Raw genomic sequence first — 24921 nt, forward strand, 5'->3', positions numbered from 1 at the left:
CAATGACCGCCCCATCGGCCGATATCACCATCCACGCCGCCTATGCCTCCGTGGTCGAAGATGACGAAGACGGGTTTCTGTTCATCGGCTTTGCCCAGGGCGAGGAAGAGGATGAACCCTACGCCCTGTTCCGCCAGCCCCTGACCGGCGGGCCGGTCTGGTTTGCGGTCAATGACGAGGATTTCGGGGCCGAAGACGCGGTGCAAAGCATCACCCGCGATGCGCGCGGCCTGACCATCGCCATCCGCCCCGAGCATGTGGCCAGCTTCGGCTGGGCCGCTGTCATCGCCATCCGCATCGGCCCGCAGACCGAAGATGCCGATCAGGCGCTGGCCGCCCTGCATGACATGATTGGCGATTCTTTCCCCCTCTGACCTGCGCTGAAATCGCTTGGCGATGCGGCCCTTGCGCCCGTATGTCTTGTGACATGCGGGCAGCAGACCCGCCAAAGGGAACAGTGTAGGGAACCATTATCATGAGAAAGCGTCTGTCTGCCGAATTGATCGGCACGTTCTGGCTGGTGTTGGGGGGATGCGGCAGCGCCATTCTGGCCGCAGGCTTCCCCGATGTCGGCATCGGCCTGTTGGGCGTGTCGCTGGCCTTTGGCCTGACCGTTCTGACCATGGCCTATGCCGTGGGCGGCATCTCGGGCGGGCATTTCAACCCCGCCGTCAGCCTTGGCCTTGCCATCGCGGGCCGGTTCGAGATGAAACACCTGCCCGCCTATTGGGCGGCACAGGTCGCGGGAGCGGTGCTGGCGGCGCTGGTGCTGTATGTGATCGTCTCGGGCAAGGGCGATTTTGCCGGGGTCGGCGGCTTTGCCTCCAACGGCTATGGCGCGGCCTCGCCCGGCGGGTTCAGCCTGACGGCGGCTCTGGTGACAGAGGTGGTGATGACCGCCATTTTCCTGATCATCATCCTTGGTGCCACCGCTCGGGGCGCTGCCGCAGGTTTTGCCCCGCTCGCCATCGGCCTTGGCCTGACGCTGATTCACCTCGTGTCGATCCCGGTGACCAACACCTCGGTCAACCCCGCCCGTTCTACCGGCGTGGCGCTGTTCGCCGACGGTCCGGCGCTGGCGCAGCTCTGGCTGTTCTGGCTCGCCCCTCTGGCCGGTGCCGCCATCGGCGCGATGATCTGGCAGGCGCTGCTGGCCGACGACTGAACGAGAGGCGGGGTGAACCCCGCCCTACCCATGCGCAACCGCCGCGCCCGAAGACCGGGCAAATCCGGCAGACAAATGTGTAGGGCGGGGGTCTCCCCGCCCTCCACGTTTCAGGCTTCACGCACCGTATCAATCATCCGCTGCACATTGTCGGGGTCAGCATCCGGCGTGATCCCGTGGCCCAGGTTGAAGATATGCGGCCCCTTGCGGAACGCATCCACCACCCGCCGCGTCTCACGCACCAGATCGTCGCCGCCGGTCACCATATGCACCGGCGACAGGTTGCCCTGCACACAGCCGCCCGGCTGCACATGCGCCGCCGCCCATTCCGGGGTCACCGAATTGTCGATCGCCACACAATCCGCCCCCACCGCCTTGGCAAAGCCGATGTACCCCTCACCCGCCTCCCGCGGGAAGGCGATCACCGGCAGGCCGGGGTGCAACTCTTTCAGCGCCGCAATGATCTTTGCCGCCGGTTTCAGCGCGAAATCGGTAAAATCCGCGCCTTTCAGGCTTCCGGCCCAGCTGTCAAACAGCTTAACCACCTCGGCCCCGGCCTTGACCTGCTCCGACAGATACAGCACCGTCGCATCGGTGATGATGTCGATCAGCGCCACAAACGCCTCGCGGTCCGCCGTTTTCAGGGCATGCGCTGCACCCTGATCTTTCGACCCGCGTCCGGCGATCATATAGGTCGCCACCGTCCACGGCGCCCCGGCAAAGCCGATCAACGTGGTGTCTTTCGGCAACTCCCGCGCCAGAATCCGCACCGTCTCATAGACCGGCGACAGCGTGTCATGAATCGCCTCGATGGGTTTCAGCGCCTGCACCTGCGCCATGCTGGTGGTGGTTTCCATCCGTGGACCTTCGCCTTCGACAAACCACAGCTTTGGCCCCAGCGCCTGCGGCAACAGCAGAATGTCGGCAAACAGGATCGCCGCGTCAAAGCCATAGCGCCGGATCGGCTGCAAGGTAACTTCGGCGGCCAGATCCGGGTTGTAGCACAGCGACAAAAAGTCGCCCGCCTGCGCCCGTGTCGCGCGATACTCGGGCAGGTAGCGTCCCGCCTGACGCATCATCCAGATCGGCGGGGTCGGAAGAATTTCGCCTTTCAGCGCGCGAAGGATGGTCTTTTCGGTCATTCTGGGCTCCTTTGTCCCATGGGTCCGACGTGCGCCCCGCCTTGTCAAGAGTTGTCAGGCGAACCTGACAGTTGTATGCCGGAAGCCATGATGCAAAACCTGCCCACCCCCGCCCAACCCCTGAAGATCGGAACCCGTGGTTCCCCCCTTGCCCTGTGGCAGGCGCATGAGGTGCGGCGCAGCCTGATGGCGGCTTTTTCGCTCCCGGAGGAGGCGTTTGAAATCTGCGTGATCAAGGTGATGGGCGACCAGATTCTCGACAAGGCGCTGAAAGACATCGGCGGCAAGGGCCTGTTCACCCGCGAGATCGAAGAGGCGCTGCTGGAGGGCGGCATCGACATCGCGGTGCATTCGATGAAAGACATGCCCACGCTGCAACCCGACGGCCTGATCCTCGATTGCTACCTCCCGCGTGAAGATGTGCGCGATGCCTTTGTCAGCCCGCATGTGGCCGGTCTGGCCGATCTGCCGCAGGGTGCGGTCGTCGGCTCGTCCAGCCTGCGCCGCCGCGCACAGCTGCGCCTGAAACGCCCCGATCTGCAACTGGTCGAGTTTCGCGGCAATGTGCAGACCCGGATGAAGAAGCTGCACGATGGCGTGGCTGTCGCCACCTTTCTGGCCATGGCGGGACTGAACCGGCTGGGCATGGCCCATATGGCCCGCTCGGCGATCGAGGTCGAAGACATGCTGCCCGCCGTCGCCCAGGGCGCCATCGGGATCGAACGTCGCAGCAATGATGCCCATACCGCCAGCCTGCTGGCCGCGATCCACGACACGCCCACCGGCCTGCGCCTGAACGCCGAACGCGCCATGCTGGCGCGGCTGGACGGGTCCTGCGAAACCCCGATTGCCGGGCTGGCCACGCTGGACGGCTCCAGCCTGCACCTGCGCGGTGAAATCCTGCGCCCGGACGGGTCAGAATCCATCACCGGCAGCCGCTCGGGCCCCGCCGCAGACGCCGCCGCCTTGGGCACGGATCTGGCCGAAGAGCTGCTGTCACAGGCCCCCGCCGGCTTCTTCAGCTGGCGTTAAGCCGCCCGGCTCTTAAATTTCCGTTACATTGGTGTTACATTGCACCGATGCTCGACCCTGACCCCACCCCGCTGCCAAAGCACGTCGCCTCTGCCCTGCAAGCCGCGCTCAGGCAGCCATCACAACGCATCCGGGCGCTGGCCCTGCCGGATGGCGGGCGGGTGTGGCTGAAACGGGTTGAACAGGCCACCGGGCGGATGCGGCTGCAAAAGGGCAACGGCCTGTCGGCCTTTGTCGCCGAACGCGAGGCGCTGCGCCTGTTGCATGCCAAAGGCGTGCCGGTGCCCGAGGTGATCGCCGAAGGCCCCGATTACCTGCTGTTGCCCGACCTTGGCCCCACGCTTTCTGCGCTGATCAGGGACCACACCCACCCCATGCCCGACCGTATCGCCGCCTTTGCCGCCGCAGGCGCGGCGCTGGCGGGTCTGCACCGGGCGGGGTATGCGCATGGCCGCCCCGCCTTGCGCGATTTCTGCTGGCAGTCGGGGCAGTTGCGGATGATTGATCTGGAACGCTTCCGCAGTTACAAGCGCAGCCCGGTTGTGCGGGCGATGGATGTGGTGATCTTTACCCACAGCTGGTTTGCCAATGACCGTGGCATCCTCCCCGGCCCGGAACTCTATGCTGCCATCGACACCTATCGCGCCGCCGCCCCGGCCGGAGTATGGCGCTGGGTTGCGCGGCTGACGCGGCTGCTGGCACCGCTTGACGGGCTGGCCCGCGCTGTGATCCGGTTCAGCAAACCGTCAAGGGATGTGCAGGCGATCCCGCCTGCGCTGGCCTGGCTGCGCCGCGCTACGCAAGCGCCGGGCTGATCCGCCCCCGGTCCGCCAGCCACAGCCCCAAGGCCCCCAGAATCGCAATCCCACCGCCCAGAGCAGCGGTCAGCGCATAGCCGCCAATCGCCACACCCGCGCTGAAGGCCAGCGCCGCCATCACATCCGCCACCAGCTTTTGCAGCGCCAGCATCGACGCCGCCGTGCCGGGCCGCCCCACCATCAGATCCTGATAATAGGAAATCGGCAGGATCAGCATCGCCACCCCGCCCAGTCCCGCAGGCAAGGTCATCGCCCAGATCCACGCCGACCCCGCCAGAAACGGCAGCGCGATCAGGTGGCTGACATACAGAACTGTGCCCCAGAAAATCAGCTTGGGCCGCGAGACATGCGCCAGATAGCGCGGCAACAGCAGCATGAACGGCACCTCCCACCCCGCCACCATGCCGACATAAAGCGCGGTATCCGCCGCATCGCGCCCAGCGGTTTCTGAAAACACCAGCGCGGCCAGGATCATGTACAAAACCCCCGCCGAGGTCACAGCGCCAAGGCACAACAGCCGCAGCGCCACCTCGGGCCGCGCCAGCTGCGCCAGTGCAGCTCCCAGCCGCAGGCCCGACGGCTGATCGGCCCAGCCGGTCTGCCCGTCGCGCGGCCAATACCCCCAGATCAGCGCCAGCAGCGCCAGACTGGCGACGCCCCCGGTGGCATAGGTCAGCATCACATCCGCCCCCCGGCCAAAGGCAAAGGTCCAGAACACCAGCATCAAAAGGAAGGTCACCGACATCGCCGCCCGTACTGTCGCCTGTATCCCCTCGCGCTGCGCCGGAAATCCCTGACTGGCCAGCCGGTTCAGCGCAAAGGCCTGACCAAACACCGACGAGGCCACCGGCAGCAGAATCCCGTTGGTCAGCACAAAACTGACCGGGCCGGGCGCAAACACCATCAGCGCCGCCCCCACAGCGCCAATCAGCGCCGTGATCAGCGCCAGCCGCCGCCGGTTCGCCTTCTGGTCCGACAGAATGCCCAGCAGCACCGAAGTCACCACCGCCACCACCGAGGCCAGCACCAGCACCAGCGCAAACACCGGCTCGGGCAGGCCCAGAACCTCGATCCCGATCAGCGACTGATAGGGGTAGAGTGAGGCGTTGATCATCCCCATCAACCCGATCACCCCCGCCAGCATCCTGAATACCGGGGTTGTCAGAACTGTCTGCAGCGCGGTCACGACAGGGGGGTGCTTTCTGTTGGAATGACCTTGCCGGGGTTCATCCGGCCTTCAGGGTCCAGCGCCGCCTTGATCGCCCGCATCACATCCAGTGCCACCGCATCCTTGCGCCGCGCCATCGAGGGCAGCTTGGACAGGCCGACGCCATGCTCTGCCGAAAAGCTGCCGTGCAGCTCGGCCACCACATCCTCGATCATTGTGATCACCCGGTCATAGGTGGCTTCAGAGCCATCGACCGGGAACGCGGTGAAATGCAGATTGCCATCGCCCAGATGTGCCACCACCATCGCTTCATGCGCCTGATCTATCGCTTGCAGGCGCGCGTGAATGGCCGCCAGAAAATCAGCCGCCCGGTCCAGCGGCACTGCAATGTCGGTGTCGACAAAGGGACGCTTCGCAAAGGTGATCTCTGCCGCCGCCTCACGCCGTGCCCACATCATCAGGCGCTGCGCCTCGCTTTGCGCGACGATGGCATCCGTGATCACCCCCTCCTCCATCAGCGCCGCCACCGTGACCTCCAAAAGTCCGGTCAGCGGCACCGACCCGTCCTCGCCCACGTCGCACAGCGCCGGTGAGGTGGCGCCCAGCTCGGTCAGGATCGTCACTTCCGGCACGTCGCCAAACGGCAGCCCCAGATCGGGCCGCACGCTGGCCAACCGCCGCATGTAACTGGCAGGCATGAATTCAAACGCCTCTACCAGCCCGCCCGACGCCTCTTGCAGCCGGTTCAGCAGCACCGAAGCATCGGCAAGGCTGCGCAGGGCCAGCGTGGCCGTCGCATAGGCGCGCGGGGCAGGGACCAGCTTCATCACCGCGGCCGTGATGATGCCCAAAGTGCCCTCGGCCCCGATGAACAGATCGCGCAAGGCGTAGCCGGAGTTGTCCTTGTGCAGCGCCGACATCAGGTTCAGCACCCGCCCGTCGGCCAGCACCACCTCCATCCCCAGACACAAGGCCCGGGTCGAACCATAGCGCAGCACGTTCGACCCGCCCGCATTGGTCGACAGCACGCCGCCAATCATCGCTGACCCGCGCGCGCCGAACCACAGCGGGAAGTACAGCCCCTGCTCCGCCGCCGCGTCATGCAAGGCCGACAGGATCACCCCGGCCTCCACCGTGGCGATGCGAGTCGCCGGGTTCAGATCGCGGATGCGGTTCATCCGCTCCAGCGAGAGCAGCAAACCACCTTGCGTGTAAGTGCCCCCCACCAGCCCGGTGTTGCCCGAGACCGGCACCACTGCGACCCCATGCCGCGCCGCCAGCCGCAGACAGGCCGAAACCTCGCCGGTATCCGCGGGCCGCACCACCGCCACCGGCTGGCCGGGATATTTCCCGGTCCAGTCCCGCGCATGGCGGTTCCTGTCCGCGCCGGTCAGCACATGGGCCGGGCCCAGCAGGTCTGTCAGATCAGCAATCAGGGTCATCGCGCCATCCTTGCACGGGCTGCCCGCGACGGGCCGCACAGCAATGACCCGACACGCGCCGCGCATCAAGCCCTCGCGGGCGGTCTTTGCTGCTGGCTGCGCTTATTCTGGCCCCGGTCGCGCGCGAAAAACGGCGGATGCCTCCGGCGGGAGTATTTGGCAAGCAGCAATGGCAGGGTCAGTCGATCTGATCCACCAGAGTCAGGATCTGCGGCCCCAGGGCCTCGACCGCGCGTTTCACGCCGTCTGCGTTGGGGTGGATGCCATCAGCCTGCATATATTGCGAAATCTGGCCGGGGTCGGTGGCGGCGGGGTCGATCAGGCCGAAATAGCTGTCGACCAGTTGCGCGCCATAGTGCGCGGCCAGCTCGGGATAAAGCTGGTCAAAGGCAGCCTTGTACTCGGGGCCGAAATTGCCCGGCGCGGCCATGCCGATCAGCAGCACCGGCAGCTGGCGCGTCTGCGCCTCGGTCAGGATCGCCTCGATATTGCTGCGGGTCACCGAGGGTTGCAGCCCGCGCAGCAGATCGTTGCCGCCCAGCGTCACGATCAGGGCATCGACCTCTGGTGTCAGGCTCCAGGCCAGCCGCGACAGGCCGCCAGCCGAGGTGTCGCCCGACACGCCGCCGTTGAGCACGGTGACATCGGCACCTTGCGCGTCGAGCCACGCGTTCAGCTGCGGCACCAGCCCCTCGCCCTCGGGCAATCCGTAGCCGGCGGTCAGGCTGTCCCCCAGCGCGAAAACGGTCACGGGTTCGGCATAAGCCACGCTTGCGGCGGAAAACGGTAACGCCAGCGTGAAGGTCAGGTTGCGCAGGCCGCGCAATGCGCCATATGCAACAGGGGACAGAATAAAGGAAAACATCATGGGTCAGACCGTTCTGGCGTTGAAGGATGCGACGCTGACACTGGCAGGCAATGCCGGGCCGGTCGAAATTCTGAAGGGCATCTCCCTTGATGTCGCGCAAGGCGAGACATTGGGGCTGATCGGTCCGTCCGGGTCTGGCAAGTCGTCACTCCTCATGCTGATGGGCGGTCTGGAACGCGCCACATCGGGGTCTGTCCTTGCGCTGGGGTCGGATCTGACCGCCCTGGACGAAGATGCCCTCGCGCGCTTTCGTAGGGGGAATATGGGGGTGGTGTTCCAGTCTTTCCACCTGATCCCGACAATGACCGCTTTGGAAAACGTCGCCGTGCCGCTGGAACTGGCGGGCGTGGCCGATGCTTTCGAGCGCGCCGCCGAGGAATTGCGCAGCGTGGGCCTGGGCGCGCGGATGGACCATTACCCCACGCAACTGTCGGGCGGCGAGCAGCAGCGCGTGGCCCTCGCCCGCGCCGCAGCCCCGCGCCCGGCGATCCTGCTGGCCGATGAGCCGACCGGCAATCTGGACGGCGTCAACGGGGCCGCGATCATGGACATGCTGTTCGGCCTGCGCGACCGCCATGGCGCGACACTGGTTCTGGTTACCCATGCGCCGGAGTTGGCCGAGCGGTGTGACCGCGTGGTGCGGCTGGCCGATGGCCGGATCGTCGGCGAAGACCGGATGAAGGCGGCGGCGGAATGAGCGCCGTGGCGGGCTGGCCTCTGGCATGGCGACTGGCCCGGCGCGAATTGCGCGGCGGCTTGCGCGGTTTTCGCATCTTTCTCGCCTGCCTTGCGCTGGGCGTGATGGCGATTGCCTCGGTCGGCATGGTGCGCGCCGCGATCGAGGCGGGGTTGCGCGACCAGGGGGCGGTGCTGCTGGGTGGCGATGCGCAGATGGAATTCACCTATCGCTTCGCCGATGAGGCCGAGCGCGCCTATATGGACCGGATTGCAACCGGCGTGTCCGAAGTGGTTGATTTCAACTCGATGGCCGTGCGCGGCGAAGACACCGCGCTGACCCAGATCAAGGCAGTCGATGCCGCCTATCCGCTGCTGGGCGCGGTGGAGCTGGAGCCTCAGATGCCGCTGGCCGACGCGCTTGCCACGCAAGACGGCCTGCCCGGCGCGGTGATGGACCGGGTTCTGGTCGACCGGCTGGGCCTTGTGCCGGGCGATACCTTTCGCCTTGGCGTGCAGGAGTTCCGCCTGGGCGCGGTGCTGCTGCGCGAGCCCGACTCGGCGACCCAAGGCTTTACCCTTGGCCCCCGGACCATGGTGCTGACCGAGGGTCTGGCGCAGTCGGGGCTGATCGGTCCGGGCTCGCTCTATGAAACCGAATACCGGCTGCTGCTGCCCGAAGGCAGCGATCTGGCCGCGCTGGAAGACCAGACCGAGGCGCTGTACCGTGACAATGGCGTGCGCTGGCAGGACAGCCGCCGCGCCACGCCGGGGGTGGAGCGCTTTGTCGAACGGATGGGGTCGTTCCTGATCCTTGTCGGGCTGGCCGGGCTGGCCGTGGGCGGGGTCGGGGTATCCTCGGCGGTGCGCGCCTATCTGGATGGCAAGGTCTCGACCATCGCCACGCTGAAAACGCTGGGGGCCGAGGGCAACACGATTTTCCGCATCTACCTGATGCAGATCGCGGTTCTGGCGGGACTTGGGGTGACCATCGGGCTGGTGCTGGGCACCGTGATTCCGATGCTGCTGGCGCCAGTGATTTCGGCCTCCCTGCCGCTGCCGGTGATCTTCCGGCCCTATCCGATGCCGCTTTTGGAGGCGGCGTTCTACGGGCTGACGACGGCGTTCGTCTTCACGCTCTGGCCGCTGGCGCGGACCCGCAATATGCGCGCCGCTGCGCTCTATCGCGGCGCGGGGCGTGAGGGCTGGGCCGGATGGCCAGCGGCCATCGCCGTGGCCGGGCTGCTGGTGTTGCTGGTCGGCGGGGCTGTGTGGTTTTCCGGCGTGCCGGAACTGGCGCTGGGCTCTGCCGCCGGCATTGCCGGGGCGCTGATGGTGCTGGCGGGGGCGGCGTGGCTGTTGCGCCGGGCGGCCAATGGCCTTGCGCGGTCCGCTCTGGCGCGGGGCAGGGTGGCGCTGCGTCTGGCGCTGGCCGCCATCGGCGGGCCACGGGCCGAGGCGACCAGCGTGGTGCTGTCGCTTGGGCTTGGCCTGTCGGTGCTGGCCGCTGTTGGTCAGATCGAATCCAACCTGCGCCTTGCCATCGCACAGGATCTGCCCGATCGCGCGCCGTCCTACTTCTTTGTCGACATCCAGCCCGACCAGATCGACGGCTTCCTTGCCCGCGTCAACGAGGATCCGGCGGTCAGCCGGGTGGACACCGCGCCGATGCTGCGCGGGGTGGTGACGCAGATCAACGGCCGCCCGGCGCGCGAAGTGGCGGGCGAGCACTGGGTGGTGCGGGGCGATCGTGGCGTGACCTATGCGGCGGTGCCGTCCGAGACCACCACCATCACCGCAGGCGAATGGTGGCCCGCCGATTATGACGGCGCGCCGCAGGTCAGCTTTTCAGCTGAATCCGCCGCCGAGATCGGGTTGCAGCTGGGCGACACCGTCACCGTCAACGTTCTTGGCCGGGACATCACCGCCACCATCACCAGCTTTCGCAATGTGGATTTCTCGTCCGGCGGGATGGGCTTTGTGATGACCCTGAACCCGGCGGCTCTGGCGGGTGCCCCCCACACCCATATCGCCACCGTCTATGCCGAGCCCGAGGCCGAGGCCGCGATCCTGCGTGACCTGTCGCGCGCCTATCCCAATATCACCGCGATCCGCGTCAAGGATGCCATCGACCGGGTGACCGAGGCGCTGGGCGCGATTGCCACCGCCACCGCCTGGGCGGCGGCTGCTACCCTGCTGACCGGCTTTGTCGTGCTGATCGGCGCGGCTGCGGCGGGGGAGCGCGCGCGGGTCTATGAGGCGGCAGTGCTGAAAACGCTCGGCGCCACACGGGGCCGCATCCTCGCCAGCTTTGCCCTGCGCTCCGCGCTGATGGGGGCCGCAGCCGGGCTGGTCGCGATTGTGGCGGGCGGTCTGGCAGGCTGGGCGGTGATGGTGTTCGTGATGGACTCGAGCTACCGGTTCGAGCCGGTCTCGGCCCTCGCGATCATTCTGGGCGGGGTGCTTGCCACCCTTGCCGCAGGCCTCGCCTTTGCCCTGCGCCCGCTGTCCGCCCGTCCGGCACAGGTGTTGCGCGCGGCGGATTGAGAAGAGTGAAGAAAATGGAGCGCGCTTCGCGCGCGCTTTTTTTATCTCGCCTCTGCGGCAAAGCCGCAACCGGCTCGGCCATGCGCTCTGCGCGGGGATATTTAAGCCAAGATAAAGCGGGTGGTCAGAGCAGGCGGGGCAGCCCGATCAGGCCGGGCAGGTCGGCCATGTCGAAAAACGGCTCTGCGCCCACAGCCACCAGCCGCTCTGCCGGGGTATGCGCGGCATAGCCGAGGCAGCGCATCCCGGCGGCTTGTGCCGCCCGTGCGCCGGTCGGGCTGTCTTCCACCACCACGCAATCGGCAGGGGCGACACCCAGGTGCCGTGCCGCGTGCAGATACAGGTCAGGCGCGGGTTTCGGCGCGCCCAGCGTCTGGCCGGAATAGAGGTGGCCCCGGAACCGCGCGATCAGCCCGGGGTGCTGACCCAGCGTGATCTGCATCTTTTCATCCGACCCGTTCGAGCCCATGGCAAAGGCAATACCCGCTGCCTCCAGCCTGTCCAGCACGGTCAGGATGCCGGGGATCAGCGGCGTGCCCTTGGCCAGATGTGCATAAAGCCGCTGGTAGAACGCCCCGACCCAGGTCTCGGGCAGCGCCGCCCCCGCATCCCGGGCGCGGGCCGCCACATCGGCCATGGTGCCGCCGATGAAATCGCGCGCGATCACCTCGACCGTCAGATGCAGGCCATGCGCGGCAAACTCCCCCACCAGCAGCTCGAAGGTCATGCCCTCGCTGTCCACCACCACGCCGTCACAGTCGAAAATCACAGCTTTGGGGGTCATCCGGGCATCCTGAGCAGGGTCACATGGGTGTCGCCATATCTGCGCTGGTCGATGAGGTCCAGCCCGGCGGGCGGCACCGGGGCGGTGCCTTCCTCCCAGACGATCACCGCAGCGGGGGCGAGCCAGCCGCCCGCAAGGCAGCCCGCAATCGCCTTTTCGCCCAGACCCTTGCCATAGGGCGGATCAAGGAACACCAGATCAAACCCCGCGCCCCGGTTGTCCCCCAGCTGCGTCGCATCGCGCCGCCAGACCTCGGTTTCCGCTTCGGCCCGCATCAGCGCGATGTTGCGCCTGACCAGCGCGAGGCCCGTCTTGCCATCCTCGACAAAGCTGGCCTGCGCCGCCCCGCGCGACAGCGCCTCCAGCCCCAGAGCACCAGTGCCGGCAAACAGATCCAGCACCCGCGCGCCCTGCACCAGATTGCCGTGGCCGCCGTTCAGCAACAGGTTGAAGATCGACTCGCGCACCCGGTCGGAGGTGGGGCGCAGATGCGCCAGCGCATCGCCCGCCCCCACCGGGGCCAGATGCAGCCCGCGCGCCCGCCCGCCGATGATCCTCATCGCAAGAGCGCCTTGAGATCGGTGGCCGGGTCCGCCACCACCTCGGGCGCGGGCGATTTGCCCGCCTCGATCAGCCGCTTGCCGACCATATAGGCCCGCGCATCGTTCATCGCATCCAGCGCCAGCAGCCGCTCACCCTGATAATACCAGAACGACACCGCCCCCCCCTCGCCGGGGCGGGTCACGATCCGGTCATAGCCGGTGTTCAGCCCGGCGATCTGCAGCTTGCAGTCATACTGATCCGACCAGAACCATGGCCGCGCCTCATACGCCTTGCCCGCGCCAAGGATATTGGCGGCAACGGTTTCGGCCTGATCAATCGCATTGCCCACCGATTCCAGCCGCAGCCGCCCCGCCCCCCACGGGAAGGACGCGCAATCGCCCGCCGCCCAGACATCCGGGGCCGAGGTGCGGCCAAAGGCATCGGTGGCGATGCCATTGTCGATCACGATCCCCGCCGCCTGCGCCACCGCCGTGTCAGGCAGGATGCCCACGCCGACAAGCACGAAATCGGCCGCAATCTCGCGCCCGTCCGACAGCCGCGCGCCAGTCACGCGCCCGTCGCCCAGCAACCGCTCCAGCCCGGTCGACTCTAGGATCGTCACGCCATGCGCGGCATGCAGCGCGCGGAAATAGTCCGAGGTTTCCGGCGCGGCCACCCGTTGCAGAATGCGCGGCGCCATCTCCAGCACCGTGACCTGCAGCCCGAGCTTTGCCGACACCGCTGCCGCCTCCAGCCCGATATAGCCGCCGCCGACAATCACCACCCGGCGGCCCGGCTGAAACTCAGCCCGCATCGCATCCACATCTGTCAGCCCGCGCAGGGTATAAACCCCGGCCAGATCGCCCCCCATCGCAGCCGGCAAACGGCGCGGCGTTGACCCGGTGGTCAGCGCCAGCGCGTCATAGGGGATCACCTCGGCCCCCAGACTCACCGTCCGCGCCGCCGTATCCACCCCGGTCACCGGCGACCCCAACCGCAGGTCCACCCCCTGATCGGCCCAGAACTCCGGCCCGCGCAGCCACAGCCGCTCGGCCTCCATCTCGCCCATCAGATAGGCTTTCGACAGCGGCGGGCGCTGATAGGGCGGCGCGGTTTCCGCGCCGATCATGGTAATCGGCCCCGTATGCCCCAGCCCGCGCAGCTTTGCCGCCAGCGCTGCCCCGGCCTGTCCCGCCCCGATGATCACCACGCGCATGCCATATTCCTCTGGTCGCCCAACGGGCCGGACCCTATATCTTGCCGCAGTCAGAACGCAACGCGAGAGGGACACCACCATGACGATTTCTATAGGCGACACGCTGCCGGATGCGACCCTGATCAAGCTCGGCGACAAGGGGCCAGAGCCCGTTTCGCTGCAAGATCTGGCACGCGGCCGCAAGCTGGTACTGTTTGCCGTGCCGGGGGCGTTCACGCCGACCTGCCATTCCGCCCATGTCCCCAGCTTTATCCGCACCAAGGACCAGTTCACCGCCAAGGGCGTGAACGAGATCGTCTGCGTCTCGGTCAACGATCCCTTCGTGATGAAGGCCTGGGGCGAGGCGACCGGCGCGACCGAGGCGGGCGTGACCATGCTGGCCGATGCCGATTCGGGATTTACCAAGGCCATGGGGCTTGGCTTCTCTGCCGCGCCCGCCGGGCTGTTGGACCGCTCCAAACGCTACGCGCTTTATGCCGAGGATGGCGTGGTCAAACAGCTGCATCTGGAGGAATCGCCGGGCACCTGCGACATCTCGGGCGGTGAGGCGCTTCTGGCTGCGATCTGAGCCGCGCGCCGCGTTCAGAACAAATCGCTTCCCCTCCCCCTCGTGGGGAGGGGGCAGGGGTGGGGGGCGCGTCAGACCCGCCGCCACGCCCCAGACAGCGCCCTCAATACCCCGCAGCCTTGTCCATCCGCCGCGCCAGATCCACGTCCAGCTTGGTCAGCCCGCCCGCGTCATGGCTGGTCAGTTTCACCTTGACCGTGCGGTAGCTGTTCGACCAGTCCGGGTGATGGTTCAGATCTTCGGCGTCGTCGGCCACTTTCGTCATAAAGGCAAAGGCCTGTTTGAAATCCTTGAACAGAAAGGTCTTTTCCAGCGCATCCTTGTTTTCTGCCATCTTCCACCCGGTGCCGAACAGCGGCAGCAGGGTGGATCGGTCCAACTCTGTTTTGTCGGTCATTCGGGCTTGTCCTTGTTCATCAGCGCATCATCCATCGCGGTCGCCCGCGCAGCGGCTGGGCGGGTCTTGATCCGGTCCCAGTATGCAGACAACGCGTCGGTCCGGGGAAGCGTTCCGAATTGCAGCCCCCAACCGACCTGACTGCCGACATAGACATCCGCCGCCGAAAACGCCTCCCCCGCCACAAACTCATGCCCCGCCACATGGTCAGACAACGCCCCCACCGCCGTTTCCAGACTGCCATAGCCGGTGCGCCCCGCCTCCTGCACGGTGCCGGGCTTCCAGCCAAACGACGCATTCACCGCCGCCTGTTCCAACGGCCCGGCGGCAAAGAACATCCAGCGGTAAAAAGCGGCCCGGCTCGCGGGCATCAGCCCGGCCTGCGGGAAGGCATCGGCCAGATAGGTGCAGATCGCGGCACATTCCGTCACCACCTGCCCGTCATGCACCACCGCCGGCACCTTTCCCATCGGGTTCACCGCCAGATAGCCGGGGGCTTTCATCTCGGCCCCATAGCCCAGCACCACCGTCTCATACGGCTGGCCCAGCTCTTCCAGCATCCAGCGCACGATCCGGCCCCGCGACATCGGGTTGGTGTAAAAGGTCAGGCTGTCCATGATCGTCCCTCACATGGTTCGATGTTACTCTGCCACGCCCGGCCCGCGCTGTCAGTCTTCCGATTGCACCCGGCGGAACGGGCCGTATTGCGTCAGCACCTCGATTTCCTCATCCACCGCGCGGCGCTCTTCCTGCAAGTACCGCGCCACGGCGTCGCGAAAGCCCGCATCGGCGATCCAGTGCAGCGAATGCACCGGGGTCGGCAGATAGCCGCGCGCCAGCTTGTGCTCGCCCTGCGCCCCCGCCTCGACGCGGGCGAGCCCGTTGGCAATCGCCCAGTCGATCGCCTGATAATAGCACAGTTCGAAATGCAGGCAGGGGTGATCCTCACTGCAGCCCCAATAGCGGCCAAACAGCACATCGCGCCCGATGAAATTCAGCGCCCCCGCCACGGGCCGCGCGCCGTCAAACGCCAGCACCAGCAGAATGTCGTCGCGCATGGTCTCATGAAACCGGGTGAACGCTGCCCGCGTGAGGTAAGGTGTGCCCCATTTGCGCGCGCCGGTATCCTGATAGAACTGCCAAAACGCCTCCCAATGCGCAGGCTCGATCTGATCGCCGGTCAAGGCCCGGATGGTCAGGTTTGATGCCCGCGCCGTCTCACGCTCCTTGCGAATCATCTTGCGCTTGCGGCTCGACAGCTGGCCCAGAAAATCGTCAAACGAGGCGTAGCCGTTGTTTTCCCAGTGAAACTGCTGCGTCACCCGGTGCAGCACGCCCTCGACGCCCGCCAAAGCCTCGGCCTCGTCTTCGGTGCAGAATGTCACATGCAGCGACGACAGCCGGTTCTTTGCCGCCACCGAAATCGCCGCCGCCAGCAACAGCTCGCGGTGCGCCGCATCGCCCAGAAACCGCCGTCCGGTCGCGGGCGTGAACGGCACTGCAATCTGCAGCTTCGGATAGTACCGCCCGCCCGCCCGCTCAAACGCCTGCGCCCAGCCGTGGTCAAAGATATACTCGCCCTGCGAATGGCCCTTGGCATACATCGGCACGGCGGCCACCATCCGGCCCGCCTCGCGCAGCACCAGCGGATGCGCGGTCCAGCCTGTGCCGGTCCCGGTCGAGCCGGACAGCTCCAGCGCGCTCAGAAACCGATAGGTGGTGAACGGGTCCACCGGCCGCCCCGATACCTGTTCAGGGGCCGCCACCGCATCCCACTCGTCGGCATCAATCTCGGTCAGGCTCTGGTGCAGGGTGATTTCGGTCATGGTTCCGTTATTCCGGGCGCGCCCGCATAGACTGTGCCGCGCGCCCGCAAATTCAAGCGGGCAGCGCGCTCAGATAGCCCTCGAACGTCACATTCGCCGCAATCTGCCGCGCCATTGCCTCTTGTTCGGACGTGCGGATGGTCCAGCACAGCACCGGCACTCCCGCAGCGCGCAGGTCCAGCACACGCGGCCGTGTCAGGTCATTGCCCTGATGGCTGATGAACGACGCCCCCACCCGGTCAAAATCGGGAATCCCGCGAAGCCGGTCGCAGACCTCGGCAGGCACCGGGGCCCAGTCGTCATACTCATAGGATGATGTGGTCAACCCCCGCGCCACATGTGGCGCCAGCCGTGCCATATGCGCCACCGAATGCGGGTTGAACGACATCACCGCCACTTCGCCGCCGTATCCGGCCAAAGCGTCCGCCACCGCCGCCTCCAGCCGCCCGTCGGTCTCGCCCATCGCCCCGGTCTGATCCTTGATCTCGATCAGCAGCGGCACCCGGCCCGCGACCATGCCCAACACCTCCGGCAGCGTCGGAATCCGGTCGGTGCCCCCGGTCAGCACAATCTGCTCCAACGCGGCGGCAGAGCGCGCCGACACCGGCCCGCGTTCCGCCGTCAGCCGGTCCAGCTCGTCGTCATGGAACACCATGGCCTGCCCATCGGCAGACAGTTGCACATCGACTTCAATGGCATAGCCCGCCGCCACCGCAGCGCGGATCGCGGCAGGGCTGTTCTCGATCCGCCCCTGCGCGCGGTCATGCAACGCCCGATGCGTCACCGGCAGGCGCAGGAACCCGGCGGGCAGGGCGGGGCGTGTCATGTCAGGCAATCTCGAACACCGCTTCGATCTCGACCGCCACGCCAAACGGCAAAGACGCCGCCGACACGGCTGACCGCGCATGCCGCCCGGCATCGCCCAACACCGCCACCATGAAATCCGAGGCCCCGTTGATCACCTTCGGCTGGTCCACGAACTCGGGGCCGGAGTTCACAAACCCCACCAGCTTGACCAGCCGCACCACGCGGTCAATCTCACCGCCCGTCGCCGCCTTGACCTGCGCCAGCAAGGAAATCGCACAGGCCTTTGCCGCCTCGGCCCCCTGTTCCACGGTCAGCTCCGCGCCCAGCTTGCCCTTGATCAGACCGCCCGCGTTCTGGCTGATCTGGCCCGAGATGAACACCTGTTTGCCGCTGATGACCCAAGGCACGTAATTCGCCGCCGGAGCAGGCGCGTCGGGCAGGGTCACGCCCAGTTCGGCAAGGCGGGCTTCGATCTTAGACATGGGAACACCTCCGTTCAGTTTGGCGCAGGCTAGCCGCCTGATCCGGTGGCGGCAAGGCCAGCTGCCCGGCAATTCGGCACTCCAATGTATCACATGACATATCCGGCCCGCCCTGATGCCCGAAACCTGCCCAAAACGCACCGCAAATCCAAGCCTGCGTTGTATTTTGATGCCACGGCCTATATCAAACCCCATGATTATTGCGACGCTGTGACTCAATAACGACGCCCGCCGGTTCCGGGCAGAAAATGGCTGTATCCCGTATGTTTTCCACTGCACCCTGTCTCACCCCCCGCCCTGCGCTGCTGCGCGCCGCCGGCACTCTGGCCGCCGTGGCCCTGCTGGCCGCCTGCGCGCAAAAGCCGGCCCCCTCCGGCTTCAGCGACCCGCTGGAGGTGAACAACCGCGAGATCCACGACTTCAACCGCAGCATCGACAACGCCATCCTGCGCCCGCTCTCCAGCGGCTTTGGCGAGGGGCCGCCCGGCCCGGTGATGCGAGGTGTCACCAATTTCGCGCAAAACCTCGACGCCCCCGGCGCCGTGGTCAACAACCTGCTGCAAGGCCGCCCGCAGTTCGCGCTGCAAAACACCCTGCGGTTCGCGCTTAACACCACCGTCGGCATCGGCGGGCTGTTTGACCCGGCCCGCGCCATCGGGCTGGAGGGCAAGACCACCGATTTCGGCGAAACCCTGCATGTCTGGGGCGCGGGAGAGGGGAATTACGTCGAACTCCCCTTCCTCGGCCCGTCAACGGAACGCGACATGGTGGGCAAGATCGTCGATGTCGGCCTGAACCCGCTGCGCTACGTGCTGCCAAAGCCGGAAAGCAACATCGTGCCGGTGGCAAAGGTGGTATCAAGTCTTGGTGATCGGGCGCGCTATTCCGAAACGGTCGACTCTGTCTTATATGACTCTGCGGACAGCTATGCGCAGGCCCGCCTGCTGTATCTGCAAAACCGCCGCTTTCAACTGGGGCAAACCGCCGGCGACGCTGGCGATGACGCTTTCGAGGATCCGTATGAGGACATCTATGGCGAATGACAGGCTGATCATCACACGTCGCGGCTTTGGCATCGGGCTGGTCGGCGGTGCCGCCGCACTGGCCATGCCCGTGGCCGCTGCGGCTCTTACCGTCGATCAGGCCAGCACACTGGTCGGCAAGGCGATTGCCGATGTGAATGCCACGATCAACTCGGGCAAATCCGCCAGTGCGATGTATGGCGATTTTGAACGCATCTTCAGCCGCTACGCCGATGTGCCCACGATCGCCCGCTCGGCCCTCGGCCCGGCCGCCCGGTCCGCCTCGCGCGCGCAGCTTGCGGCCTTTACCACCGCGTACCAAAGCTACATGGCCCGCAAATACGGGGCCCGGTTCCGCGAATTCATCGGCGGCCAGATTGAGGTCACCGGCGCCCGCGCCGTCAAAAGCTATTTTGAGGTGATCTCGGTCGCCAAACTGCGCGGTCAGGCCCCGTTTGATGTGCGCTGGCACGTATCCGACCGCTCGGGGAAGGATCTGTTCTTCAACATCATCATCGAAGGCGTGAACATGCTGGCCAGCGAACGCACCGAAATCGGTGCGATGCTCGACCGCCGCCGGGGCGACATCGACGGTCTGATCGCCGACATGAAAAACGCCTGACGCCGCGCCCGTCAAAGACCCAGAACGCCGACCCCCGCAAATGCGCAGGGTCGGCGTTTTGCTGTCGGGGCAGGGCGCAGGGATAGGACGAGGCGAGGCACTCACCCCAGCGCCAGCACTCCCGCGCCAATGGCAAACGACCCCAGCAGCATCGCCAGCGACCACAGGTGAAATTCGCGCCACAGCCCCGGCTTGCCCGACAGCCGCAGCGCGATCAGATTGGCCAATGACCCGATGGCCAGCCCAAAGCCGCCGACGTTGACGCCCCATGCCAGCGCGCGCCAGTCGTCGGTGAAGGGCGCAAGGAAAATCGCCGCAGGCACGTTCGACATGATCTGCGACAGCCCCGCCCCCAGCGCGTAGACAGCGCCTTGCCCCTCGGTCCACGCTGCTACCAGATCTGCGGCCCCCGGCATCTGGCCCAGCAGCCCCAGATTGATAAACATCAGCACAAAAACCAGCAGCAGCGGCCAGTCCACCCCGCGCAGAACCGCACGGAAGCACAGCGCAAACACGGCAATCACCGCCACAGCGCCCGGCACCGCAAGCTCTGCATTCACCGCGAACAGAAATAGCGGATAGGCGGCAAGTGCGCTGATCATCAGCCCCCGCTGCACCGGCAGCGGGCCAGAGGTTTCCAGCACGGCCAGCCGCCCCTTGCCAAAGCCCAGCGGGATCAGCGCCAGCAAGAGCACGATCATCGCCGCCGCAATCGGCATCATGGCCAGGGTGAACTGTCCGAATCCAACCCCCGATGTCTGCCACAGGAACAGGTTCTGCGGGTTGCCAACCGGTGACAGCGCCGACCCGGCATTCACCGCCAGTGCCTGAAAGATCACCAGCCGCCCCAGCGGCAGATCGACCATCCGCGCCAGCCCCACTGTCAGCGGCACCGTCACGAACAGCGCCACATCATTGGTCACCACCGCCGACAACGCCGCCGCAAACACCACCAACGCAAAGGCCAGCCCGCGCAGGCTGCCGATCTGCCCGATGATCCAGCGACCGCTGCGGTCAATCAGGCCGGAAACCTCCAGCCCGCGACTCAGCACCATCAGCCCGGCAAGCGCTGCCACGGTTTTCCAGTCCACCAACCCGAACAGGGTGACCGCCGGTCTTGGCACCGCCCAGAGCATCACAGGGAAAACGGCAATCAGCCCCAGCAACAACCAGTCCTGCGCCAGCCGCGCTGAAATGGCGCGAAAAATACCGATCATAGTGCCCGCTCCATGCCTGCCGCGCATGTGACCGGAAATTCCGGCCTTCTCAAGCACAGAATGGGCCGGGGGCGGAACGGGGCAGAAAGACGGCGAAGCGCATCCTGCCTGCTCTGCATCCCTGAGCCTGCCCGGCACCCTGCATCCCTCTTAGGTGGGGGAAGTCTTAAGGTCCGGTTAATATCGCACAACTAACCTGTTGATAACAAAGGGACACTCTCAGTGCCCCCTGTGTTACACACGCCCCCTTTCAGGGGGGCGCACTCAGTTCCCGAACACGCCCATCACATCGCGCAAGACCTGTTCGGCCAGATCGCCCTCCTGTACCGGCCCCTCATTGACCCAGTCATCGGGTATCGGCCCGTCATAGACGATCACCTCCTGCGCCGGCACCTCTGCCGCAGCAGGCGCGCCGGGCTGCGGCACCGAGGTGGGCGACTGACCGTCGGCCATCACATTGGGCGACGACGCGTAGCCCCCCGGCGGCAGCTTCGGCTCGGGGATCAGCATGGGCAGCGGCTGCGGCTGAACGCCATCATGCACCCGCACCATCACCTCGCGCCAGATCTCGGCCGGCAAACCACCGCCCGTCACCCCGGTCAGCGGCGCGTTGTCATCGTTGCCCATCCAGACCCCGGCCACATAGTCAGCGGTAAAGCCCAGAAACCACGCATCCCGCGCCGCCTGTGTCGTGCCGGTCTTGCCCGCCGCCTGCCAACCGGGAATCCGTGCCCGCGTCCCGGTGCCGGACTCGATCACCTGGTTCATCATATAGGTCAGGTACAGCGCCGCCTCTTCGCTGATCACCCGCTGCCCCAGACCGCCAGTCGCGCCCAAGAGCACATCATTCTCACCCTGCAACCGCAGCTCGACCAGACCGTAAGGCGTGACCGAAGAGCCGCCGTTCAGAATGCCGGCATAAGCCCCCGACATCTCCAGAAGGGACGATTCCGACGCGCCAAGCGCCAGCGCCGGCCCATCGGCCAGCGCCGAGACAATGCCGAACCCATTGGCCACCCGCCGCACCGCATCACGCCCCACCGCCTCGGATACCCGAACGGCGGGGATGTTGCGGCTTTCGGCCAGCGCCTGCGCCAGCGTGATCATGCCCTTGAACTGGTTGTCATAGTTCTTGGGTGTCCAGGCCCCGGAACCGGGGATGTTGATGGTCAGCGGCGTATCCTCGACATAATCCGCCGGGGTGAACCCCAGATCCATCGCCGCCGCATAGGCAAAGGGCTTGAAGCTGGACCCGGTCTGCCGCTTGGCCTGTGTGGCGCGGTTGAAACTGCCCGCCGCCACCGCCTCACGCCCGCCGACCATGGCGCGCACCGCCCCGTCCGCCGACATCACCACAATCGCCGCCTGCGCCTTGGAACCCTCTTTCACCTTGGTGTCAAAGACAAACTCCAGCGCCTCTTCCGACGCCTTTTGCAGCCGCTGGTCCAGCGTGGTGCGGATGATCACATCCTCGGTCGTGTTCGATGACAGAAAGCTTGGCGTCGACTCCATCACCCAATCGGCAAAGGCGCCGCCCGATTTCGTCTCGGCGGCCTTTGACAGCCGGGCCGGGTTCTGGCGGGCATCGGCGGCCTGCGCGGCGGTCAGATAGCCCTGATCCTCCATCAGACCGACCACAATCGCGGCGCGCTCCTGCGAGCGCAGCAGGTTGTTGGTCGGCGCAAAGCGCGACGGCGCGGTCAAAAGTCCCGCCAGCATCGCCGCCTCAGCCGGGCCAACCTCATTGGCAGACTTGCCGAAATAACGCTGCGCCGCCGCTTCAAACCCACGCGCGCCCGCGCCCATATAGGCCCGGTTCAGATAGATGGTCAGGATTTCCTCTTTGGAATACTTGACCTCCATCGCCATCGCATAGGGGATCTCCTTGACCTTGCGCCAGATACCGCCGCTGCGGCAGTCCTGTTCATAAGCGGCTTCGGATTTCCATTCGCTGGGGTTATAGGGCACGCCAAGGCACAGCAGTTTGGCGACCTGCTGGGTGATGGTTGACCCGCCGTTGCCCGACAGGGGGCCGCGCCCTTCGCTCAGGTTGATCCGCACCGCCCCGGCAATGCCGCGCGGGCTGATGCCGAAATGGCGGTAGAACCGCTTGTCCTCGGTCGCCACCACCGCGTCATGCAGAAACGGCGAGACATTGGCCGCCGTGATCTGGCCGCCAAACGTCTCCCCGCGCCAGGCAAAGACCTGACCCTCGCGGTCCAGCATGGTCACCGATCCGCGCGCCCGGCCATCCAGCAGTTCGGTCACGGCGGGCAGCTGGCTGTAGAAATAGAACACCGCCAGCGCCAGCACCATGCCGACCACCGCCCCGATGCGCCAGGTCACCCCCCACAGCACCCGCCAGATCAGCCGCCACAACCCGATGATCAGGCCGACAATCAGACCGTGCTGACGCTTTGGCTTGCGCGGCGCGGGTTTGCGCGGCGGACGCCCGCCCGATGTGGGTTTGGCGGCTGCGGGCCGACTGGCCGCATACCGCTTGTCCGCAGTGAGTTTTCCCCGGCCGTTGCCCGATGCTGCCATTGCCTGCCCAACCATTCAAGACGTGTTCTTTTGCCCGACTCTAGCCGGAATAACCCGGGTTGTGGAGAGCGGGCCTTCACGATTCGGATATGTGTCATGCCTAAAAATTCATCAAGTTGCACAATAAGTATAAAAATTGTGCAATAAGGCGCGCATTCAGGCAGAGTTCCGCCGTCGGTTTCTTGTTCTGCACCTGCGAAAGGCGGCTTGTTGTCTGCAAGGGCCCAACCCCGGGCCCCACAGAAATGAAGGGGAAGGACGTGAAACTAATTATTGCAGCAATCAAGCCGTTCAAGCTGGAGGAAGTGCGTGAAGCACTGACCACCATCGGGGTGCGCGGCATGATGGTCACCGAGATCAAGGGTTTCGGCAGCCAGTCTGGTCATACCGAAATTTATCGCGGCGCCGAATACGCCGTGAACTTTGTGCCAAAGGTCCGGCTGGAAATCGTGGTCAGCGACAGCCTTGCGGATGCCGTCGTCGAAACGATCCGCACCACCGCGAAAACCGACAAGATCGGCGATGGCAAGATCTTCGTGCTGGATGTCCAGCATGCCGTGCGCGTGCGCACCGGCGAAATCAACGACGATGCGCTCTGACGCGTTGGGGACAGGGGAAACGCAAAGATGAACACTCCGATGAAACTTGCTGGTCTTGCGACGCTGGGCGCGTCGCTGTTTGCCAGCCTGCCCGCCTGGGCACAGGACGCCACCGCCGAGGCGGCAGAGGTTGTCGCCGCAGCACCGGCGGCCGTGGATAACGCCTTTATTTTCAACACCCTGCTGTTCCTGATCGGCGGCTTTCTGGTGTTTTGGATGGCCGCTGGCTTTGCGATGCTCGAGGCCGGTCTGGTGCGGTCGAAAAACGTCACGATGCAGCTGACCAAGAACATTGCGCTCTTTGCCATCGCCTCGCTGATGTACTGGATCGTGGGTTACAACCTGATGTATCCGGGCGACGCCTGGACCATGACCGGCTATGTCGGCCAGCTGTTCTCGGCCAAAACCATCGGCGGCGATCCTGATCTGGCGACCGGCTATTCGGCCGGATCGGACTTCTTCTTTCAGCTGATGTTCTGCGCCACCACCGCCTCGATCGTCTCGGGCACGCTGGCCGAGCGCATCAAGCTGTGGCCGTTCCTGATCTTTACGGTTGTCCTGACCGGGTTCCTCTACCCGATCGAGGCCTCCTGGCAGTGGGGCGGCGGCTGGTTGTCGGAAGCAGGCTTCTCTGACTTTGCCGGATCGACACTGGTTCACGCCGCAGGTGGCTTTGCTGCCCTCTCGGGTGCGCTGATCCTGGGGCCGCGTCTGGGCAAATACACCAAGGAAGGCCGCGTCAACCCGATGCCGGGTTCCAACCTTGCTCTTGCCACGCTGGGCACGTTTGTGCTGTGGCTGGGCTGGTTCGGCTTTAACGGCGCGTCCCAACTGGCTCTGGGCACCGAAGTCGATGCCAATGCCGTCTCGATCATCTTTGCCAACACCAACATGGCCGCGTCTGCCGGGGCCGTGGTGGCGATGATCCTGTCGCAGCTGATCTACAAAAAGGTCGACCTGACGATGGTGCTCAACGGCGCGCTGGCTGGTCTGGTCTCGATCACCGCCGGGCCGCTGGACCCGTCGCTGTTCGGCGCAGTCTGGATCGGCGGTATCGGTGGCGTGATCGTTCTGGTTGTCGTGCCACTGCTCGACAAGCTCAAGATCGACGACGTGGTTGGTGCGATCCCGGTTCACCTGGTCGCCGGCTTCTGGGGCACCATGGCGGTTCCGTTCTACACCGACGGCACCAGCTTTGGCATGCAGTTCGTGGGCTTCGCCGCAATCGGTCTGTTCATGTTCGTCACCTCGGGCATCGTCTGGGTCGTCCTGAAATCGACCATGGGTCTGCGTCCGACCCAGGAAGACGAGATGATGGGTCTGGACAAGGCCGAACTGGGTCTCGAAGCCTACCCGGAGTTTACCAAGGGCTGACGCCTCCTCCTCCCAGTCAGTCTGACGTCTGGCCCGAACCGCAAGGTTCGGGCCTTTTTACTG

The 24921-nt window shown here is 65.8% G+C and carries 25 protein-coding genes; 11 read left to right on the forward strand and 14 right to left on the reverse strand.

Going from position 1 to position 24921, the window contains the following annotated elements:
* The first annotated feature begins 2 nt into the window (after window positions 1-2).
* Together J2X53_RS00870 and aqpZ are read left to right on the forward strand one after the other, a co-directional pair.
* A complete protein-coding gene (locus J2X53_RS00870) occupies window positions 3-374 on the forward strand; it encodes a hypothetical protein (RefSeq protein WP_349035600.1) in 372 nt (123 codons plus the stop codon).
* 101 nt (window positions 375-475) lie between these two features.
* Window positions 476-1165: an aquaporin Z gene (aqpZ, locus tag J2X53_RS00875; RefSeq protein WP_349035601.1), complete on the forward strand. Its 690-nt coding sequence runs from the start codon at window positions 476-478 to the stop codon at window positions 1163-1165.
* Between the two features lie 110 nt (window positions 1166-1275).
* Here aqpZ and hemE read toward each other — a convergent pair whose 3' ends face one another.
* The gene (gene hemE / locus J2X53_RS00880) at window positions 1276-2307 is read right to left on the reverse strand and encodes a uroporphyrinogen decarboxylase (RefSeq protein WP_349035602.1); all 1032 of its coding nucleotides are present in this window, start codon (window positions 2305-2307) and stop codon (window positions 1276-1278) included.
* Between the two features lie 87 nt (window positions 2308-2394).
* Here hemE and hemC point away from each other — a divergent pair, with 87 nt between their 5' ends.
* Window positions 2395-3339 carry a hydroxymethylbilane synthase gene (gene hemC / locus J2X53_RS00885; RefSeq protein ID WP_349036270.1) on the forward strand — a complete coding sequence of 315 codons (945 nt, stop codon included), beginning with the start codon at window positions 2395-2397 and terminating at the stop codon, window positions 3337-3339.
* A 47-nt stretch (window positions 3340-3386) separates the two neighbouring features.
* On the forward strand, window positions 3387-4154 hold the full coding sequence (locus tag J2X53_RS00890) for a phosphotransferase (protein WP_349035603.1): 768 nt from the start codon (window positions 3387-3389) through the stop codon (window positions 4152-4154).
* Here J2X53_RS00890 and J2X53_RS00895 read toward each other — a convergent pair.
* From J2X53_RS00895 to J2X53_RS00905, 3 genes are all read right to left on the reverse strand, one after another.
* Window positions 4135-5343 carry a hypothetical protein gene (locus J2X53_RS00895; protein WP_349035604.1) on the reverse strand — a complete coding sequence of 403 codons (1209 nt, stop codon included), beginning with the start codon at window positions 5341-5343 and terminating at the stop codon, window positions 4135-4137. The two genes, J2X53_RS00890 and J2X53_RS00895, sit on opposite strands and share 20 nt — an antisense overlap.
* Window positions 5340-6767 (reverse strand): FAD-binding oxidoreductase, encoded by a 1428-nt coding sequence (locus J2X53_RS00900; protein ID WP_349035605.1) that lies wholly within the window; start codon window positions 6765-6767, stop codon window positions 5340-5342. The genes J2X53_RS00895 and J2X53_RS00900 overlap by 4 nt, the downstream gene beginning before the upstream one ends.
* A gap of 178 nt (window positions 6768-6945) precedes the next feature.
* Window positions 6946-7635, reverse strand: coding sequence for an arylesterase (locus J2X53_RS00905; RefSeq protein ID WP_349035606.1), 690 nt, complete (start codon window positions 7633-7635; stop codon window positions 6946-6948).
* On the opposite strand from J2X53_RS00905, the gene J2X53_RS00910 reads away from it, so the two are divergent.
* The gene (locus J2X53_RS00910) at window positions 7634-8332 is read left to right on the forward strand and encodes an ATP-binding cassette domain-containing protein (RefSeq protein ID WP_349035607.1); all 699 of its coding nucleotides are present in this window, start codon (window positions 7634-7636) and stop codon (window positions 8330-8332) included. The genes J2X53_RS00905 and J2X53_RS00910 overlap by 2 nt on opposite strands.
* The gene (locus J2X53_RS00915) at window positions 8329-10857 is read left to right on the forward strand and encodes an FtsX-like permease family protein (RefSeq protein WP_349035608.1); all 2529 of its coding nucleotides are present in this window, start codon (window positions 8329-8331) and stop codon (window positions 10855-10857) included. The genes J2X53_RS00910 and J2X53_RS00915 overlap by 4 nt, the downstream gene beginning before the upstream one ends.
* A gap of 124 nt (window positions 10858-10981) precedes the next feature.
* Here the strand turns inward: J2X53_RS00915 and J2X53_RS00920 are convergent, their stop codons facing one another.
* The 3 genes from J2X53_RS00920 to J2X53_RS00930 are packed head-to-tail and all read right to left on the reverse strand — an operon-like array spanning window position 10982 to window position 13400.
* Window positions 10982-11641: an HAD-IA family hydrolase gene (locus J2X53_RS00920; RefSeq protein ID WP_349035609.1), complete on the reverse strand. Its 660-nt coding sequence runs from the start codon at window positions 11639-11641 to the stop codon at window positions 10982-10984.
* Window positions 11638-12201: a 16S rRNA (guanine(966)-N(2))-methyltransferase RsmD gene (rsmD, locus tag J2X53_RS00925; protein WP_349035610.1), complete on the reverse strand. Its 564-nt coding sequence runs from the start codon at window positions 12199-12201 to the stop codon at window positions 11638-11640. The genes J2X53_RS00920 and rsmD overlap by 4 nt, the downstream gene beginning before the upstream one ends.
* The gene (locus J2X53_RS00930; RefSeq protein ID WP_349035611.1) at window positions 12198-13400 is read right to left on the reverse strand and encodes an FAD-dependent oxidoreductase; all 1203 of its coding nucleotides are present in this window, start codon (window positions 13398-13400) and stop codon (window positions 12198-12200) included. The genes rsmD and J2X53_RS00930 overlap by 4 nt, the downstream gene beginning before the upstream one ends.
* 79 nt (window positions 13401-13479) lie before the next feature.
* On the opposite strand from J2X53_RS00930, the gene J2X53_RS00935 reads away from it, so the two are divergent.
* Window positions 13480-13968 (forward strand): peroxiredoxin, encoded by a 489-nt coding sequence (locus J2X53_RS00935; RefSeq protein ID WP_349035612.1) that lies wholly within the window; start codon window positions 13480-13482, stop codon window positions 13966-13968.
* Between the two features lie 103 nt (window positions 13969-14071).
* Here J2X53_RS00935 and J2X53_RS00940 read toward each other — a convergent pair whose 3' ends face one another.
* From J2X53_RS00940 to J2X53_RS00960, 5 genes are read right to left on the reverse strand one after another with little or no spacing between them, the layout of a single operon-like run.
* Window positions 14072-14365, reverse strand: a complete 294-nt coding sequence (locus J2X53_RS00940) for a 4a-hydroxytetrahydrobiopterin dehydratase (RefSeq protein WP_349035613.1) — start codon at window positions 14363-14365, stop codon at window positions 14072-14074.
* Window positions 14362-14982, reverse strand: coding sequence for a glutathione S-transferase family protein (locus J2X53_RS00945; protein ID WP_349035614.1), 621 nt, complete (start codon window positions 14980-14982; stop codon window positions 14362-14364). The genes J2X53_RS00940 and J2X53_RS00945 overlap by 4 nt, the downstream gene beginning before the upstream one ends.
* Window positions 14983-15033: 51 nt before the next feature.
* The gene (locus J2X53_RS00950) at window positions 15034-16191 is read right to left on the reverse strand and encodes a GNAT family N-acetyltransferase (RefSeq protein ID WP_349035615.1); all 1158 of its coding nucleotides are present in this window, start codon (window positions 16189-16191) and stop codon (window positions 15034-15036) included.
* Window positions 16192-16243: 52 nt separating this feature from the next.
* Window positions 16244-17017: a glycerophosphodiester phosphodiesterase family protein gene (locus J2X53_RS00955; protein ID WP_349035616.1), complete on the reverse strand. Its 774-nt coding sequence runs from the start codon at window positions 17015-17017 to the stop codon at window positions 16244-16246.
* Window position 17018: 1 nt separating this feature from the next.
* Complete coding sequence (locus J2X53_RS00960) at window positions 17019-17480, reverse strand: RidA family protein (protein WP_349035617.1); 462 nt, start codon at window positions 17478-17480, stop codon at window positions 17019-17021.
* Window positions 17481-17728: 248 nt separating this feature from the next.
* On the opposite strand from J2X53_RS00960, the gene J2X53_RS00965 reads away from it, so the two are divergent.
* Together J2X53_RS00965 and J2X53_RS00970 are read left to right on the forward strand one after the other, a co-directional pair.
* Entirely contained in the window at window positions 17729-18523 is a 795-nt protein-coding gene (locus tag J2X53_RS00965; RefSeq protein WP_349035618.1) for a VacJ family lipoprotein, read from the forward strand.
* Complete coding sequence (locus J2X53_RS00970; RefSeq protein ID WP_349035619.1) at window positions 18513-19124, forward strand: ABC transporter substrate-binding protein; 612 nt, start codon at window positions 18513-18515, stop codon at window positions 19122-19124. Before J2X53_RS00965 ends, J2X53_RS00970 begins: the two co-directional genes overlap by 11 nt.
* Before the next feature lie 101 nt (window positions 19125-19225).
* Here J2X53_RS00970 and J2X53_RS00975 read toward each other — a convergent pair whose 3' ends face one another.
* The gene (locus tag J2X53_RS00975) at window positions 19226-20341 is read right to left on the reverse strand and encodes an SLC13 family permease (RefSeq protein WP_349035620.1); all 1116 of its coding nucleotides are present in this window, start codon (window positions 20339-20341) and stop codon (window positions 19226-19228) included.
* A gap of 264 nt (window positions 20342-20605) precedes the next feature.
* Window positions 20606-22885 carry a transglycosylase domain-containing protein gene (locus tag J2X53_RS00980; protein ID WP_349036271.1) on the reverse strand — a complete coding sequence of 760 codons (2280 nt, stop codon included), beginning with the start codon at window positions 22883-22885 and terminating at the stop codon, window positions 20606-20608.
* A 260-nt stretch (window positions 22886-23145) separates the two neighbouring features.
* Here J2X53_RS00980 and J2X53_RS00985 point away from each other — a divergent pair, with 260 nt between their 5' ends.
* On the forward strand, window positions 23146-23484 hold the full coding sequence (locus J2X53_RS00985) for a P-II family nitrogen regulator (RefSeq protein ID WP_118150570.1): 339 nt from the start codon (window positions 23146-23148) through the stop codon (window positions 23482-23484).
* A 27-nt stretch (window positions 23485-23511) separates the two neighbouring features.
* A complete protein-coding gene (locus J2X53_RS00990; protein WP_349035621.1) occupies window positions 23512-24858 on the forward strand; it encodes an ammonium transporter in 1347 nt (448 codons plus the stop codon).
* Window positions 24859-24921 lie beyond the last annotated feature (63 nt).

This window comes from Pseudotabrizicola sp. 4114 (assembly GCF_031457365.1).
Lineage (GTDB): Bacteria > Pseudomonadota > Alphaproteobacteria > Rhodobacterales > Rhodobacteraceae > Pseudotabrizicola.

Excerpts from the sequence above, each read along its gene's own strand:
- J2X53_RS00870 (WP_349035600.1), top strand. The coding sequence starts at position 3 with ATGACCGCCCCATCGGCCGATATCACCATCCACGCCGCCTATGCCTCC.
- aqpZ (WP_349035601.1), top strand. The coding sequence starts at position 476 with ATGAGAAAGCGTCTGTCTGCCGAATTGATCGGCACGTTCTGGCTGGTG.
- hemE (WP_349035602.1), bottom strand. The coding sequence starts at position 2,307 with ATGACCGAAAAGACCATCCTTCGCGCGCTGAAAGGCGAAATTCTTCCG.
- hemC (WP_349036270.1), top strand. The coding sequence starts at position 2,395 with ATGATGCAAAACCTGCCCACCCCCGCCCAACCCCTGAAGATCGGAACC.
- J2X53_RS00890 (WP_349035603.1), top strand. The coding sequence starts at position 3,387 with ATGCTCGACCCTGACCCCACCCCGCTGCCAAAGCACGTCGCCTCTGCC.
- J2X53_RS00900 (WP_349035605.1), bottom strand. The coding sequence starts at position 6,767 with ATGACCCTGATTGCTGATCTGACAGACCTGCTGGGCCCGGCCCATGTG.
- J2X53_RS00910 (WP_349035607.1), top strand. The coding sequence starts at position 7,634 with ATGGGTCAGACCGTTCTGGCGTTGAAGGATGCGACGCTGACACTGGCA.
- J2X53_RS00905 (WP_349035606.1), bottom strand. The coding sequence starts at position 7,635 with ATGATGTTTTCCTTTATTCTGTCCCCTGTTGCATATGGCGCATTGCGC.
- J2X53_RS00915 (WP_349035608.1), top strand. The coding sequence starts at position 8,329 with ATGAGCGCCGTGGCGGGCTGGCCTCTGGCATGGCGACTGGCCCGGCGC.
- J2X53_RS00920 (WP_349035609.1), bottom strand. The coding sequence starts at position 11,641 with ATGACCCCCAAAGCTGTGATTTTCGACTGTGACGGCGTGGTGGTGGAC.
- rsmD (WP_349035610.1), bottom strand. The coding sequence starts at position 12,201 with ATGAGGATCATCGGCGGGCGGGCGCGCGGGCTGCATCTGGCCCCGGTG.
- J2X53_RS00930 (WP_349035611.1), bottom strand. The coding sequence starts at position 13,400 with ATGCGCGTGGTGATCATCGGGGCGGGACAGGCCGGGGCAGCGCTGGCG.
- J2X53_RS00935 (WP_349035612.1), top strand. The coding sequence starts at position 13,480 with ATGACGATTTCTATAGGCGACACGCTGCCGGATGCGACCCTGATCAAG.
- J2X53_RS00940 (WP_349035613.1), bottom strand. The coding sequence starts at position 14,365 with ATGACCGACAAAACAGAGTTGGACCGATCCACCCTGCTGCCGCTGTTC.
- J2X53_RS00945 (WP_349035614.1), bottom strand. The coding sequence starts at position 14,982 with ATGGACAGCCTGACCTTTTACACCAACCCGATGTCGCGGGGCCGGATC.
- J2X53_RS00950 (WP_349035615.1), bottom strand. The coding sequence starts at position 16,191 with ATGACCGAAATCACCCTGCACCAGAGCCTGACCGAGATTGATGCCGAC.
- J2X53_RS00955 (WP_349035616.1), bottom strand. The coding sequence starts at position 17,017 with ATGACACGCCCCGCCCTGCCCGCCGGGTTCCTGCGCCTGCCGGTGACG.
- J2X53_RS00960 (WP_349035617.1), bottom strand. The coding sequence starts at position 17,480 with ATGTCTAAGATCGAAGCCCGCCTTGCCGAACTGGGCGTGACCCTGCCC.
- J2X53_RS00965 (WP_349035618.1), top strand. The coding sequence starts at position 17,729 with ATGGCTGTATCCCGTATGTTTTCCACTGCACCCTGTCTCACCCCCCGC.
- J2X53_RS00970 (WP_349035619.1), top strand. The coding sequence starts at position 18,513 with ATGGCGAATGACAGGCTGATCATCACACGTCGCGGCTTTGGCATCGGG.
- J2X53_RS00975 (WP_349035620.1), bottom strand. The coding sequence starts at position 20,341 with ATGATCGGTATTTTTCGCGCCATTTCAGCGCGGCTGGCGCAGGACTGG.
- J2X53_RS00980 (WP_349036271.1), bottom strand. The coding sequence starts at position 22,885 with ATGGCAGCATCGGGCAACGGCCGGGGAAAACTCACTGCGGACAAGCGG.
- J2X53_RS00990 (WP_349035621.1), top strand. The coding sequence starts at position 23,512 with ATGAACACTCCGATGAAACTTGCTGGTCTTGCGACGCTGGGCGCGTCG.